Raw genomic sequence first — 14,343 nt, 5'->3', positions numbered from 1 at the left:
GGTTACCCCGTGAATTCGATCGGTGAATTGAATCCCCACAGCGCCAGCGTCAGCATCATGTCGACGGCGATGATGGCCACGAAACTGGCCCGCACTGCCCGGCCGGATGCGATACCGACCCCTTCGGGACCGCCACTGGCGAAAAACCCTTGGTAGCAATGGATCAGGATCACGACGACGGCGAGGACGAGGATCTTGACTGCGGCCGCGATAATGTCTGTGCCGCTGACGAACTGGAAGAAGTAGTGGTCATATACGCCGCGGGCTTCCCCGTGAAAGGTCACGATCACGGTGGCGCAGGAGAGGTAGCTCAGGATCAGCGCGATGAGGAAGGTCGGGACGATGGCGACAGCGCCGGCGATGACCCTGGTGGTGACGACAAACGGAATCGACCGCAGTCCGAGCGATTCCAGCGCGTCGATCTCTTCGGAGATTCGCATCGATCCGATCTCCGCGGTCATCCGGCACCCAGCCTGCGAAGCGAACCCGATCGCTGCTGCGATCGGCGCCAGTTCCCTGGTGGTGGCGAAGGCCGACACGATGCCGGTCAGCGGGCCGAGCCCGATCATGTCCAGGGTGGCGAACGACTCGATCCCCACCAACGCTCCCATTGCCGCGCCGAGGACGATCAACATCGGAACGGTGCCGCCGCCGACGATCAACGACCCCCTCCCCCAGGTCATATCCGTGATCCGTCGCATTGTTTCGGCTCGGTACCGGTGGATCGTCTCGGGGATCGAAGACAGCACCTGCCATATGAAGGCCAGGACGAATCCGATCGCCTCGACCGGCACGGTGGCCTGGCGACGCGCACGGACGAGTTTGAACAGCCAACGGAGTCCGTGGGGAGCATAGGCAGAAGGAGTCATCAGGCGATCCTCACCGGCAGGAACATCGCGACCAGTTGCGAGATCACGAGGTTGACCAGCACGATCAACACAACCGACAGCACCACCGCGGCATTGACACCATCCGCAACGCCCCGGGGCCCGCCACGCGCTTCCATTCCGCGCTGGCACGCGACGATCACCACGAGGAAGCCGAACAGCGCCGACTTCGCCAGCGAAACCCCGATATCGGCGACCACGGTGAACGAACCGAAGGTGGCCCAATAGCTTCCGGGTGTCACGCCCTGCGAGAGGACGGCGACGATGTACCCGGCGATCACTCCGGCGAACATGATCAGAACGTTCAGTAGCGGGGCCACGATGACCATGGCCACCATGCGGGGCACGACCAAGCGGTGAATCGGGTCGACCCCCATCACCCGCAGGGCGTCGATCTCCTCGCGAATCGTGCGGGCGCCCAGATCCGCGGCAATGGCGGCGGCACCGGCCCCACCCAGCAGCAGACCGGTCGCGATCGGTGCTCCCTGTTTGATGACACCCAGCCCGCTCGCCGCGCCGAGCAGCGCATCGGCGCCCAGGTTCTTGATCAGGTTGCCGACCTGCACGGAGACGATCACACCGAACGGCACGGCCATCAAGACTGCGGGCAACGCGGTCACGGCGATGAGGAACCAGCAGGTTTGCAGCATCTCCCGCCACTGGAACCGCATCCGGACGGTATCGGTCACGAGCCCGGTCACCGCATCGAGCCCCAGTCGAACAACCCGCCCGAATGTTTCCAGGCCCGATACGGCAGTGTCGGTGAGATTGGTTCTGACGATCCGGATCGCCGATTGCCTCGGCGCATCGAGGTTCACGATCATTTCGGGCATTCGGCCTCCGCGTAGTGCTTCGGCCTATGGGGCAACCGGGTTCGCGGTTCCCGGGTGCCGGGTGTGCTGGGGTTCGAGCTTCTGTTCACCGTTGAACAGCTTTCGGTAGTGAACGGTCAGGGGGCGCGCACGAGGTTGCGCTGGGTACCGAGGTCGATCTCGCCGTCCGCGGTCGAGATACCGGCAGTAACAATGTCTCCGGGCTTCAAATATCCGCTGGTGCGCAGCTGGCTCTTGACGAACAGCGGCCACCGGCGCGCTTCCGGCAACAGGCCCGCCACCCGCTGCGCCATCGCGCTGGGCAGCTTCAACGCGACACCACCCGGGGTGCCGGTGATCAGCAGGTCCCCGACGTCGAGGTCCTCGATCTGGGACAGCTCGGTCAGTGTCGCGGCGGGGCCGAACACCATATCCGACGCCAGTTCGTTCTGCCGCAGCTCTCCGTTGACCTCGAGGTGTAGCCGCAGCTCCGACCAGCGCGCCGCCTCCTGCGGATCCGGCACCGTCAGATACGGGCCGACGGGGCAGAACGTGCGATAGCTCTTACCCTTGTACCACTGGTTCTCGCTGAGCTGGACGTCACGAGCGCTCACATCGTTGGCGATGACGAACGCTCCGATGTACTCCCCGAGTTCCTCCGGGGTCACCGTGACCGGTCCGGTGATCGGTTTGCCGAGCACGATGCCCAGTTCGACCTCGTAGTCGAGCAACTGGACGTTCGCCGGGCGGACGATGTCGTCGGTCGGCCCGCAGACCGAGGCACTCGACTTAGTGAAGAACACGTTGAACGGCCGGTTCGGGTCCATCTTGTTTTCGATCAGATGAGTCTTGAAATTGGCGCCCTGGGCCAGAACTTTGCATGGACGAGTCACCGGGCTCAGCAATTGCAGTGACTCCAGCGGTACGGGTACCGCCTTCTTCTGGCCGGCGAGCAGGTGGCGCGCCACCTTGACTCCCTCGCCCAGAATCTCTGCGGTGCTGCTGTATTCGGCTGGCAGTGGCAGTACGGTGTTGCCGGAAACCACACCCCAGGCGGCTTCCTCTGACTGTTGCTGGTAGCGGATCAGATTGATGCTCACGAGTTGTTCTCCTTCGGTCCTAGGCAGGAACTGGGTCTGTACCCAGCCGTGCGCTGATGAATTCGCCCTCGGCGATGAGCCGTTCACGAGCCTGGTCGACCATCATCTTCTCGATCTTGGGACCGACGAACGGGATCTTGACCTCGGCTGTTCCGACGATCGACAGGTCGGCGCCGGCTTCGGTGACCTTCAGCGTGGCCTCGGCGACAACCGAGGCAGGAGCCCCGGTGACAGCAATCTCGATCGCCGCACGGTAACCGTCGGGCGTAACATTCCACGTCTCTGACTTGGTGCCACGGGCGTTGGAGGGCAGCATGTTTCGCATCGGCCCGGGCAGAATCGAAGCGGGGACAGGGCTTTCGGAGGTTACTGTCAGCCGGGAATCGACGACCTCGTGGCTTAGCACTACGGCTTCGGGTCCATTCACCGATTGCACGCAGGCGGTGACGAAATCGCGGTCGCGGAGCAGGTCGAGCACTGCTTCCGGTGAAGCCGGAAACGACTGTGTGAGGGTCAGTTGTGTTGCCATCGGGTCTTTCCTTGCGAGTTCGGTGCCGCCCGGCACGTATGCCGGGCGGCACCATCGAACTACTCCGTCAGTGGGGTTACGCGGGGCATTGCAGAGTGAGGGTTCCCTGGTTGTCGACCGGCTGGGAGCCGGCTCCGGTCGCCTCGATTCCTCCGACTGCGCAGAGCGTTCCGATTCGACTGTTCGGCCCGACGAGAACCGCTGCGGTTTCAGGGGCAGTCGTGCGCAGCACACCGCTGACATTGGCCTTGTCGACATTGCCGCCTTCGGCGACGTGCAGGGCGTCCGACGGCAGTATCACGAAGGATCCGAGCACCAAGCTCGGACCGGGCGCGCCGTTGGCCTGGACGGTGCCGTCGATACCGAGGTCGTCGATATCGGCAAAGACATCGATCGCCGGGCTGCCGGGCCCATTGGTCGTGATGTCGCGCATACGAACGGTGTCGATGTGGCCTGCGTAAACATTCAATCCGCGGGCGCCGAGACCGTGCGTCGTCACCGACGAGTTAGCGCTCAATGTTCCGACATGCGGCCAATTGACGATGGCGATACCGGTCGGGCCGAAGGTTTCGATCGGTCCATCGAACGTGACGGACTTGATATCGGAGAAGAGGTCGACGCCACCGGCATTCAGCCCGCGTGTGGTGATCGCGCCACCGACACGCATGGTTTCGATAGGCGCCTGCGCCCCGACGAAAACGGCACCCGAGCCGACCTGTGCGCCGGCCGAGCCGAGCGGATTCGATCCACCGTCGGTGTGCAGAGCACCGGTTTCGAGGGTGGAGATACGGAGACTGCCGGACACCGGGTGCTCGCTGAGCTGGTGCAGGACATCACCGATCGGGGTTCCATCCGCACTGGGAACAGAGATCGGTGCCGCTCCGAAAACCGATACCCCGCTGCCGATCACGGGCGCTTCGGGGCGTCCGACGGAGATACCACGCAGATCTGCCTTGACAACCGATTCCGCGTCGGGCTGCTGGTTCCACAGCTGGAACGCTCCCTGAATGGACTCCAGGGCGTTGCCAAAGAAGACATAGCGCGGCTTCTCGCGTTGCGTTGTGTCGGCAGCAACGATATCCAGTCCGTCCACGATCACGTGTCCGGTCCGGACCTGGTCTTTCACCAGCAATTGCACCTGACCGGTGGTGGTGAGGTTCGCCAGCTTCACTTTGCCGAGACCGGCCACCGCGGTGTCGTTGAAGATCGCACGTTGCGTGGGAGCAGCTTGGATCCGCAGTTTCGAGACGGTGTTATCGGTTGTGAGCTGGATACCGTCGACCGCGGCCGGGAACGTGATCGCGGCGTCGTCACTCTTGCCCTTGAGTTCCTGACCGGGCGCGAGGTGAATTGTCGCGGGGCTGGAAATGACTCCGCGGACGGCGATCTCCTGCGAGCAGGTATTGGCGACAGCTGCCGACAGTTCATCGGCAGTGGAGACTTCGACGGTGCGACAACCGCCGGTCCCTGGTTCGGCGTAGGCCTGGGCAGTGGAGCACGCGGCGGCCAACACTGCGGCGGCGAGTACGACCTGCGCCCGCGTCCTCGTTGACGGCGCAGTTGTCGCCTTGGAGCCTTGCATGTGGTTCCTTCCTGGTCAGAGCACCAACCACCCGTGCGGTGGCACTCGAGAGTGAAATCGTCAGAGACTGAGCACGCGAGTTGCGATGAATGCAGCGGCGATCAGCCCGAGGCCGAGTGCCGGCACCATCGCTTTGACGGGATCGTTGACCCGAGCGTGGCTGGCAATCGCGCCGAGCATGAGTGCGAGCAACCCGATTCCCGCCGCCACACCGAGCCAGCCCCAGGCGAGGCCGACCAGTACGCCGATGGCACCGAGCGTTTCAAGTCCGCCGATCGCCCGATACTGGCTACGCGGCACACGCAGATGATCGGCCGTGGCAAGAGCTTTCTCGGCGCCCACGACCTTCGTGACTCCCGCAGCGAGAAATGCCGACGCAAGCAAGATTGCGAGAATAACGGCAGCGATAAACATGTGATGTGCTCTCTTTCTATCCTCGTGTCCTATTGTTGACCGCAGCCCGTGCGATCTATTCCGCGTAGAGCGCTTCGATTTCTACGGAGTATTTCTTTGCGATCGGGCGGCGTTTCAGCTTCGAACTCGGAGTCAGCTCATCACTGTCCGTCTGCCATTCAACTGGCAGAATTACGAATCGTTTGATCTGTTCCACTCTGGCCAGCCCCGCATTGGCGCGATCGATGGCCGTTCGAACTGCAACATGCACAGCCGATTCTGCAGACCATTGTCGGACGGTACTGCTTGACAGGCCGTTTGCGTGGGCGAACACACCGACGGCATCGGCCTCGAGTACGATCAACGCAACGTTGTATGGCCTACCGTCACCGATAACGCAGGCCTGCCCGATCAGCGGGCTGCTCTCCTTGATGCAAGCCTCGATATTCGCTGGGGACATGTTCTTCCCAGCGGCGTTGATGATAAGTTCCTTCTTTCGATCGATCACGTAGAGGTGCCCATCGGGCTCCAGCCGCCCGACATCACCGGTGTGCAGCCACCCCTCCGGATCGATCATTTCCGCGGTAGCCTCCGGTCGGTTCCGGTAGCCCGCCATGATCAGCGGTCCGCGAGAGAGAATCTCCCCGTCGTCAGCTAGCCGAACCTCCATACCAGGCAAGGCTCTCCCGACCGACCCAAGTTTCGCTTCATCGGCGCGGGTCATGGTGATCAAGCCGGTGGTTTCGGACAATCCGTAGATTTCCTGCAGGGGAATGCCGAGGGCCCAGAAAAACTCGATCACCTGCGGTGGACACGGCGCGGCACCGGTGATGGCGACTACGATCGCGTCCAGGCCGAGGCGGGTGCGCAGGGCAGCCCTCAGCGGTTCGGTCCGCTCCAGTTCAGCCTCGAGTGAATCACCCACACGGCGACCGGCCTGTCGTTCATGCACCGCCTCGATGCCGACCTCGATGGCGCGGGTGAGCTGGCCCCGCAACTCGGGATTCCCGTTGGCTGCGATCGACGCCTGGACAGCCGCACGCATCTTTTCCCACAACCTGGGCGGAGAGAAGAACATGTGCGGGCGGAATTTCGGTAGGGCGGCAGCGATCTGGTTCAACACCGGGATGCTGGTAATCGAGTAGCCGACCACCATCGGCATGTAGTGGCTGCAGACGCGTTCGGCGACGTGAGCCAGCGGCAGGTACGACAGCAGGTGATAATCGGCATCAACAGCCATGACCTGTAAGACCGAATCGGCCATCGCCAGCAGATTGCGGTGGGTGAGCTGCACGCCCTTGGGCGCGCCCGTTGTTCCCGAGGTGTAGCTGATGACCGCGACGTCCTCGGGCTCGACCTCACCCATCAATGTATCGAGATCTATTGCGGTGGAATCGGATTCGATCACTCGCGACCATGGAGTCGTGCCTTCGCAGGGTTCACCGACGAGGACGATCGTTTCGACGGCGGTGCCGTCGAAGTCTCGGGCTGCCAGCAACCCCGACAGCAAGGCGGGCTCGGTAACAACGACCCGCGCGCCGGTATCAGCCAGCAGGTGAGCCAGCTGCGCCGGGGGATAGGTGTTGTACATCGAGAAGGGCGTCGCCCCGATCAGCAGTGCACCGGCGTCTGCCAGGTGGAACTCTGGCCGGTTGCTCAACAGCAGTCCAACCGTGTCGCCACGCCGTACTCCGAGTCCGACCAGGCCAGCCGCGGCGCGGCGCGCCAACTCGCCGTATTCGCGCCAAGTAATTGCCAGCGTGCCGTCTTCGGTGGCCAGAGCCGGCTTGTCACCGCGCGCAGCTGCGGTGGCGAGAAATGCCTCGCCGAGCGTGCGCATCGACTGTGCGTTCACGACCATCTGAGGGGTGGGGATGCTCATCGAGTTGCCTCTTCCTGAGGTGCAGCGGTGAAAACAGCGACTTGCCCGGTAACAATGGCCAAGATCGCGGCAGGATCGTCGTCCACTGACTCCCCGCGCCATGCGACATGGCCATCCGGGCGAACCAGAACTAGCGCACGCTCATAGACGGCCGCGCTCGCCGCTGACGCTCCGATGACGTGCTGGATGGGGATTCCGGCGGCCCGTGCTGCCTCGACCAGCTTCTCGCCATCGATTCCACCGTGATCGACCAGGGTGAACGCGCGCGAGTACTGACTCAGAATCGAGCGGCCGTCCACGAGTACGACATGCGGGGCTCGCGCGCCTGGACGCGTGGTCGGCTTATAGCGCAACGGATCCAACGGCGGCACCTCACCCGGCTCCTGAACGATAACCGGGGAGTTGTCGTAGCAGTAGCCGTACTCGACTCCGGGACTACATGCCTCTCCACGTCGTGTGGCAATGAACGCCGCCATCTCTTGACGATGCCGCCGCGCTTCGTCTGACTCGGCGCCGATGAGGTCGAGATCGACCTCGGATTGAATCTCGAGCTGCACCCCGACATGCCGGAACGACCAGTCGCGGTTGCGTTCAGCGACCGGGCGACGTTCCATCTCGTAGCTGTCGAGCAGGACCTCGCCACCCCAGCCATTGAGTACCGCGCCCAGCTTCCAGCCGAGATCCACGGCATCGCCGATACCGGTGTTCATTCCATAGCCACCATTCGGAATCACCTGGTGACAAGCATCGCCAGCCAAGAAGACACGGCCTTTGCGGAAACGGTCGGCCAGCAACACGTTCGGCCGCCAAAGGGACTGAGCCAAAATTTCGTCTACTTCAATCGGCGCCCCGCAGATACGGCGGACGAATGCAACTGGATCAATGTCGTCCGGATCGGTATCCGGCGGCACGAGACCGTGCAACGTCCAGGTGTCGCCCTCGTCTTGAGCAATGAGAATGCCTCCGGAGGCGAAGTACAGATGCCAGAACTGGCCATGCGCGTGTAGGCGGCGCCGATCACGGGACCGGAAATGGACAAGGGCCAGCGTGAGGATGTTCTCCATCCCGTCCTGCTCGACACCGAGACACGCGCGGACCTGCGAGCGGGCGCCGTCACAACCCACGACGTACTGCGCCGATACCGTGCGCCGCGCTGCGGTCTCGACATGGACCGTCTCTATCGTGACGACCTCGCCACACTCAGTGATCGAATTTGCTCGCCACGGCCGATGAACGCTGATACGAGGGTTGTCGAGACATCGTCGCATCAGTACCGCCTCGGCATACTCCTGCGATATCCGTTGCCAGGGTTCGGCCGGCATGGTGCCATCGGTGGCGCGCGCGATCCGCTCGCGCATCTGCTCGACCGAGGGGTCGGACCACCGTGCGTACTCATACCCGGCCAGCGACGAACAGAATGCGGTGTCGAAGCTGAAATGCGGCGCAACCCCTGCGGCGCGAATCTCGTCCGCGATGCCCAATCTCGCGAGCAACTCCATGCTGCGCGGGTTGGTCTCGTCCATCTTCGGGAACTTCGTGGTACTCGCATGAGCTTCGATCAAGATCGAGTCGATCTCGTGATGCGCCAGCTCGAGCGCGAGCACCATGCCGACTGGACCGGCTCCGACGATGGCGACCGGTGCGTGGTTTTCAACCATGCACACACCGTAGGAGTAATATTGTCAGGTGTCAACAACTATTTTGACAGCTGACACATCTAAGTCATCGGACGCGCAGCCCCTCGATAATGAGGTCCGCGACCAGCTGCGCATGGTTTCGGACCTGGGTTCGCAGCAGCGGGTCGACTGGATCGAAGCGGCGCGCCAACGGCGCAAGACTGAACGGTGCGGCGCCGCCGTGCGCAATCAGGAAATGCAGGGTGCGCAGCGGAATAGGCCGGATCCGGCCGGTTGACACAAGATGATCGGTCAACTGACCGATCGGACGAAAGACCTTGGTGACATAGGTGTCATAGATGTAGTCGAGACGCTCGGTGTCAGACGCGCCCTCGATGTTCATCAGCGCCAGCAACTCAGGGTGTGCCGCACTGAACTCGACGAACCTGCTGATCACGTGATGCAGTTGATCGAGCGGATCCTCCAGAGTTGGATCCAGCAGCGCCCCCAGCTCGGCGACCAGGTTGCCGAACGCCCAGTCGACCACCGCCCGCCACAGCCCCTGCTTAGACCCGAAACGCTGATTGATCAGGTTGTGGCTGACTCCGAGCTCACGCTGCAACGTCCGCACCGACACGCCCTCATAGCCATGGCGCGCGAACGCATGCAACGCCGCCGCCAGGATCTCCTCCCGCGCAGCAGGCGACTCGCCCGCCTTCGGGCGTCCGGGAACCTTGGGTTGAACAATCTCGCTCACGCAAGCATGTTACCTGAGGTAGCGACAACAATTTAATTGTCAGTTGACAAGATTGTTGCGCGTGTTCGATGATGAGGATCTGACATGTTGGGAGACTCGGCCGGAGCAGAACACCCCCGCCCGGCCCGGTCATGGAGACGACGGGCCGGTATACCCACGATGACGAAGACGGCACATCAAGATCTGCACAGCGACGAGGGAGCATTGCGAGGCGAGCGGCCCGGACGAGTCAGCAACCCGGTCGTCAAGGTCGCAGATCTCGCGTGGCTGGAATTCGAGAAACCCGACCTCGACCAGGCCGAACGATTTGCTCACGCCTTCGGACTCGCCACCGTCGAGCGCACCACGCAGTCCCTGTACCTGCGTGGCACGTTTCCTGGCACCCACAGTCTGGTCATCCGCAAAGGACCCGCGTCTCGTTTCGTCGGCCCCGCCTTCCACGCGGCCGACGCGGGCGACTTCGAACGGCTCGCCCGGCGGACTGGGACTCTACCGACTCCCCTGCGCCAGCCCGGCGGTGGTCGCGTCGTCTCGCTACGAGACCCGAACGGCGTCCCGGTTCGAATCGTGCACGGTGTCGAACAGTTGCCCGCCCTGCCCGATCAGCAACCACTCGCATTGAACTTCGGGACCCATCCCACCCGCATCAACGCCACCCAGCGCCCGCTGCGTGAACCAGCTCGCGTTCAGCGGCTGGGCCACCTCGTATTGGAGACCCGCACCTTCAACAAATCGCTCGACTGGTACCTCGACACCCTCGGCATGATCGTCAGCGACTTCCTATTCCTCGACAGCCAACGCGATCGTGGACCAATCATGGCGTTCCTCCGTTGTGACCGCGGCAGCGACCCGGCCGACCATCACACCCTGGCGATGTTCCTCGGCCCCTCCGGTGGCTACGTGCATTCCGCCTACCAGGTCAGCGATCTCGACGCCATGGCGGCCGGCGGCCAATACCTCGCAGACCACGGCTACCAGCGAGCGTGGGGGATTGGCAGGCACATTCAGGGCAGCCAATTGTTCGACTACTGGCGAGACCCGGACCATCTAATGGTCGAGCACTTCTCCGATGGCGACCTGTTCGACGCCACCGTGCCCACCGGATGGGCGCCGATGTCGGCGACCGGACTGGCACAGTGGGGACCTCCGGCCACACGAGATTTCCTCGGCGCCAAGCCTTCTCCCGAACTTCTCCGCAATATCATTGCCGCGCTCCGCGAGGACAACGAGATCAGCGCGTCCCGTCTGGTCGCCATGATGAAGGCAATGCTCCCCCGATGAGGCACACCCAGCACTCCCAGCTCGACACGACCGAACAGCAGTCGCCGATCCTGGATCCGATCGAACCCTAGCCAGTGCGATGTATTCCCGTATGCGGTGTCGCGCCGCAGCCGAGCCCAGAACCTCGACGGCGAGGCGAGCTTTCATCCTCGAGTCGATCGAGTAGCCCACGATCCGGTTCGAGAACACGTCCTTCACCGCGCAAACGTACGCATCGAGAACGCCGCAACCGAGCATCAATCTGATGGCTGCACGAGCGGCGTTCCCGCCATCGCCTACCACGACAAATTCGGACCGATGCCTGCTCCGTTGGACGGGCGCCCCTAGGAGGGCAGACTGTGACGCTGACCGCCGATAGCCCCCGGCAGGGGTTCGCGCTCTCGACGCACGCTCGTCTGGCTTACGGCCTCGGATCCCTGGCAACTGCAACTTATGCCATGGTGCCTGGCCTGGTCCTCTTGTACTACCTGACCAACATTCTTGGCGTCACTGCCGCGCTGGCAGGATTCGTCGTCTTCCTACCCAAGTTGCTCGACCTGGTCTACAACCCCATCATCGGGAGATTATCCGACTCGACTGTGTCACGCCTGGGGCCTCGTAGACCTTGGATGATCGCGGGACTGGTGGTGCTCCCCCTGGGTTTCGTATCCATCTTCCACTCCCCTGTCAGCGGCAATGGCGCTGCGTGGTGGGTAGGCGCTGCACTGGCGGTGACGGGACTCGGTTTTTCTGCCTTCGTGATCCCCTACAGCGTTCTGCCCGCCGAACTCGGGGCGAGTTCCGAGGAACGCACGTCGATGATGGCGTGGCGCACGGCCTGGCTGGGTGTGGCGATGATTGTGGTCGCGGGGATGGCCTCGTCGTTCGCTGCGGCAGATGGTGGCGAACGTGACGAATACCAAGTGATGGCCTTCGCCATGAGCGGCTTGATCTTTACAGGCGCGTGCGGCGCGATCTACAGCGCTCGTCAATCCACCCACGCAGCGGCGGTGACCCCGTCGCTACAGGCTGGATCGCTACGCGAGTCGCTGAGCACGGTCCGTCGGAACCGACCGTTTCGCACCCTGCTGGGGGTGTTCGTGCTTATCGAGGTGGTCATGTCCGTCACGCTGGCCGGTCTGCCATACCTGTCCGAGCAGATACTTGGATCGGACAGCGCGCTCGCGCCGCTGTTCCTCTGTGCGATAGGGCCGATGTTGCTGACAATGCCAGCATGGCGTCGCGCTGCGGCGGTGTACGGCAAGGAATCCTGCCTGACCGTGGCACTTTCGATCTTCGGCGCAGGCGCACTCGTAGTGGCCGCGCTACCTAACGTGGAACACTCGGTCAGGTTTGAGGTCACCTGCGCGGCCGTCCTGGTCGCCGGTGTCGGCTTCGCCGGGGCACAGATCCTGCCGCAAGCCATGCTCGCCGACACGTTGGCCGCCGACGCGAATGAGTCCGGTCATCGCCGTGCGGGGGTTCTTGGAGGGATGTGGTCGGCTGGCGAGACCATCGGAAGCGCTGCTGGTGCCGGCATCTACAGCTTCGTTCTTGCTGCCAGTGGATTCGTATCATCGACCGCAGGCGACACGGTCAGTCAGCCACGAAGCGCACAGTGGGGCATCGCGCTCGGTTACTCAGCCATCTCCTTGGTCAGCGTTATCACGGCCCTAAGCTTGCTGAGGCGCTATGCACCAGCCGAGGATGGGCAGACCTTAGGTTGACGCCGGGCCGTCTGCACAGCACCCAGCCTGCGGAAGTCATCTAACACAGCGGCCTGGATAGACCACAACGGCTGACCTGACCCCATGACCTCGGTCCGGCTGATCTGGCCCCCGGTGGTTGGTCCGCTCTTACGAGAGTTGAGGGGTTGGCTGGGTGTCGAGCCACAGCGTCTCATACTCGCTGGGGCTGAGGTGGCCGAGGTAGGAGTGGCGGCGTTCGTTGTTGTAGAAGTTGTCGATCCAGTCGGCCATCGCAATGGTCAACTCGAGGGTTGTCGACCATTTCCTGGTGTTGAGGAGTTCGGTTTGCATCCGGCCCCAGAACGACTCCATCGCTGCGTTATCGAAGCAGTCGCCGACAGTTCCGAACGACGGCAGTACCCGATGCCGCGGGAGGTTTTCACCGAACGACCATGAGGTGAATTGCGTTCCGTGATCGGCATGCAGGATCAAGCCTGTGGTGGTGGCGCGTTCTGCCATAGCCATGTTCACCGCGTTGTTGACCAGGACGGTGTCAGCGATAGTGGAGAAGGCTCGTCCGACGATCTTCTTGCTGTAGCAGTCCAGCACAGCGCAGCAATAGACCTTTCCGTTCCTGGCGGGATGTTCGGTGATGTCTGTACACCACAGCTCGTTGGGGCGGGCGGCGGTGAAGGCTCGGTTCACCAGGTCCGCGGGGGTGCTCACTTCGAGCATCGGGTGACCGTGACGTTTTCGTTTCGGCAGGCCGAAGAGCCCGCGTTCGGACATGATCGAGGCCACTAGTTTGTGGTTGACGATCATCTCGCACTCGGCCAGCAACGCGGCCTTGATCCGGCGTTTGCCGTAGGTTCCGCGCGACTGGGCATGAATCCGGGATATCTCAGCGACGACGATCCTGCGAATTCTCCTGGTAGACAATGGCTGCCGCCGGTGTCGCAAGAAGGTGGATCTGTTGACACCGGCAACCCGGCAGGCCGACCGCCCCGAATATCCCAGCGCGATCAGCCCTTCGACGACCGCGATCCGCCTTTTGGGGAGACCACCGCCTGCGCATCGAACAGTTCGCAGGCGTCGCGGGTGAGTTTCAATTCGGCTTCCAGCGCGGCGATTCGCTTCTTCGCTGAGGCCAACTCGTCGGCCTCCACACTTGGAACGCCTTCTCGGACTCCTGCATCGACGAGAACCTGCGCCTTCCAACGGAACAACGTGGCAGGCGAAATCCCTGTCTCAGCTGCCACCTCAGCGACAGGCTCGCCGGCTCGCAGCCGAGCACACACCTTCCGGCGCACCGACGGTGGAAAGAATTTCGGCATCGTGACCTCCTGCGGGTCAGTCTGCCTCAACTCTCAAACCCGCGGCTCCCTGTGCGGGGGCCAGATCAGGTGGACCGACCCACGGGGTCCCGTCAGCCGACGTTCGCCACGTCCGTGCATTGCGGGGCTGATGCAGATCTCATCGTCGACGGTGTGCTGATCGAGCTGAAAACCCGGCTGGGCACGGCCAACGCGCGCACCGGTATACGCTCGGATGCGCTGTCGCTGGCCGACATCCGCCAGACCATCGGCTACACCTTGTTCGACACCACCGACCAGTTCGCCATCCACACCGTCGCGCTGTACTCCGCCCGCTACGGAACCCTGCACCGATGGTCGACGCAGGCGCTGTTCGACAGCCTCGCCGGTGAACCTGTCGACATCGCGGCCGAGCGAGCCGCGGTGTGGGAGTTGCTGGCCGCCGACAGCATGGGCCGACACCAGATCCACGCGGTGAGGTAGCCGAGCCGGTCTCGGGTCCGGCGAAGAGGGTGAGGTCGCGA

14 protein-coding genes are annotated in these 14,343 nt (G+C 63.1%); 3 read left to right on the top strand and 11 right to left on the bottom strand.

Annotated features, from left to right (window positions below; translation table 11 throughout):
* Positions 1-2: 2 nt before the first annotated feature.
* The 9 genes from ACFVAV_RS30835 to ACFVAV_RS30795 all read right to left on the bottom strand — a co-directional run bounded on the left by ACFVAV_RS30835 (position 3) and on the right by ACFVAV_RS30795 (position 9,558).
* Entirely contained in the window at positions 3-869 is an 867-nt protein-coding gene (locus ACFVAV_RS30835) for an MlaE family ABC transporter permease (protein WP_379039150.1), read from the bottom strand.
* Positions 869-1,720: an MlaE family ABC transporter permease gene (locus ACFVAV_RS30830; RefSeq protein WP_379039096.1), complete on the bottom strand. Its 852-nt coding sequence runs from the start codon at positions 1,718-1,720 to the stop codon at positions 869-871. The genes ACFVAV_RS30835 and ACFVAV_RS30830 overlap by 1 nt, the downstream gene beginning before the upstream one ends.
* Positions 1,721-1,836: 116 nt before the next feature.
* Positions 1,837-2,886, bottom strand: coding sequence for a fumarylacetoacetate hydrolase family protein (locus ACFVAV_RS30825; RefSeq protein WP_379039095.1), 1,050 nt, complete (start codon positions 2,884-2,886; stop codon positions 1,837-1,839).
* Positions 2,819-3,328 carry a DUF2505 domain-containing protein gene (locus tag ACFVAV_RS30820; RefSeq protein WP_379039094.1) on the bottom strand — a complete coding sequence of 170 codons (510 nt, stop codon included), beginning with the start codon at positions 3,326-3,328 and terminating at the stop codon, positions 2,819-2,821. Before ACFVAV_RS30820 ends, ACFVAV_RS30825 begins: the two co-directional genes overlap by 68 nt.
* Positions 3,329-3,404: 76 nt before the next feature.
* On the bottom strand, positions 3,405-4,910 hold the full coding sequence (locus ACFVAV_RS30815; protein WP_379039093.1) for a hypothetical protein: 1,506 nt from the start codon (positions 4,908-4,910) through the stop codon (positions 3,405-3,407).
* Positions 4,911-4,970: 60 nt separating this feature from the next.
* Positions 4,971-5,324 carry a DoxX family protein gene (locus tag ACFVAV_RS30810; protein WP_379039092.1) on the bottom strand — a complete coding sequence of 118 codons (354 nt, stop codon included), beginning with the start codon at positions 5,322-5,324 and terminating at the stop codon, positions 4,971-4,973.
* 55 nt (positions 5,325-5,379) lie between these two features.
* Entirely contained in the window at positions 5,380-7,185 is a 1,806-nt protein-coding gene (locus ACFVAV_RS30805; RefSeq protein WP_379039091.1) for an AMP-dependent synthetase/ligase, read from the bottom strand.
* On the bottom strand, positions 7,182-8,843 hold the full coding sequence (locus ACFVAV_RS30800; protein ID WP_379039090.1) for an FAD-dependent monooxygenase: 1,662 nt from the start codon (positions 8,841-8,843) through the stop codon (positions 7,182-7,184). Before ACFVAV_RS30800 ends, ACFVAV_RS30805 begins: the two co-directional genes overlap by 4 nt.
* 64 nt (positions 8,844-8,907) lie before the next feature.
* Positions 8,908-9,558 carry a TetR/AcrR family transcriptional regulator gene (locus ACFVAV_RS30795; protein ID WP_379039089.1) on the bottom strand — a complete coding sequence of 217 codons (651 nt, stop codon included), beginning with the start codon at positions 9,556-9,558 and terminating at the stop codon, positions 8,908-8,910.
* Positions 9,559-9,717: 159 nt separating this feature from the next.
* On the opposite strand from ACFVAV_RS30795, the gene ACFVAV_RS30790 reads away from it, so the two are divergent.
* Together ACFVAV_RS30790 and ACFVAV_RS30785 are read left to right on the top strand one after the other, a co-directional pair.
* Positions 9,718-10,839: a VOC family protein gene (locus tag ACFVAV_RS30790; RefSeq protein ID WP_379039088.1), complete on the top strand. Its 1,122-nt coding sequence runs from the start codon at positions 9,718-9,720 to the stop codon at positions 10,837-10,839.
* A gap of 338 nt (positions 10,840-11,177) precedes the next feature.
* Positions 11,178-12,545: an MFS transporter gene (locus tag ACFVAV_RS30785; RefSeq protein ID WP_379039087.1), complete on the top strand. Its 1,368-nt coding sequence runs from the start codon at positions 11,178-11,180 to the stop codon at positions 12,543-12,545.
* 129 nt (positions 12,546-12,674) lie between these two features.
* Here ACFVAV_RS30785 and ACFVAV_RS30780 read toward each other — a convergent pair whose 3' ends face one another.
* The gene (locus ACFVAV_RS30780) at positions 12,675-13,523 is read right to left on the bottom strand and encodes an IS3 family transposase (RefSeq protein ID WP_379039149.1); all 849 of its coding nucleotides are present in this window, start codon (positions 13,521-13,523) and stop codon (positions 12,675-12,677) included.
* Between the two features lie 5 nt (positions 13,524-13,528).
* Positions 13,529-13,840, bottom strand: a complete 312-nt coding sequence (locus ACFVAV_RS30775; RefSeq protein WP_379039086.1) for a transposase — start codon at positions 13,838-13,840, stop codon at positions 13,529-13,531.
* 153 nt (positions 13,841-13,993) lie between these two features.
* Here ACFVAV_RS30775 and ACFVAV_RS30770 point away from each other — a divergent pair, with 153 nt between their 5' ends.
* The gene (locus ACFVAV_RS30770) at positions 13,994-14,302 is read left to right on the top strand and encodes a hypothetical protein (RefSeq protein WP_379039085.1); all 309 of its coding nucleotides are present in this window, start codon (positions 13,994-13,996) and stop codon (positions 14,300-14,302) included.
* Positions 14,303-14,343 lie beyond the last annotated feature (41 nt).

Origin of the sequence: Nocardia sp. NPDC057663, assembly GCF_042799895.1 — a bacterium.
Classification (GTDB): domain Bacteria; phylum Actinomycetota; class Actinomycetes; order Mycobacteriales; family Mycobacteriaceae; genus Nocardia.
Note: the sequence above shows the minus strand (reverse complement) of the source record. Positions and strands in the feature narration are given on the sequence as shown.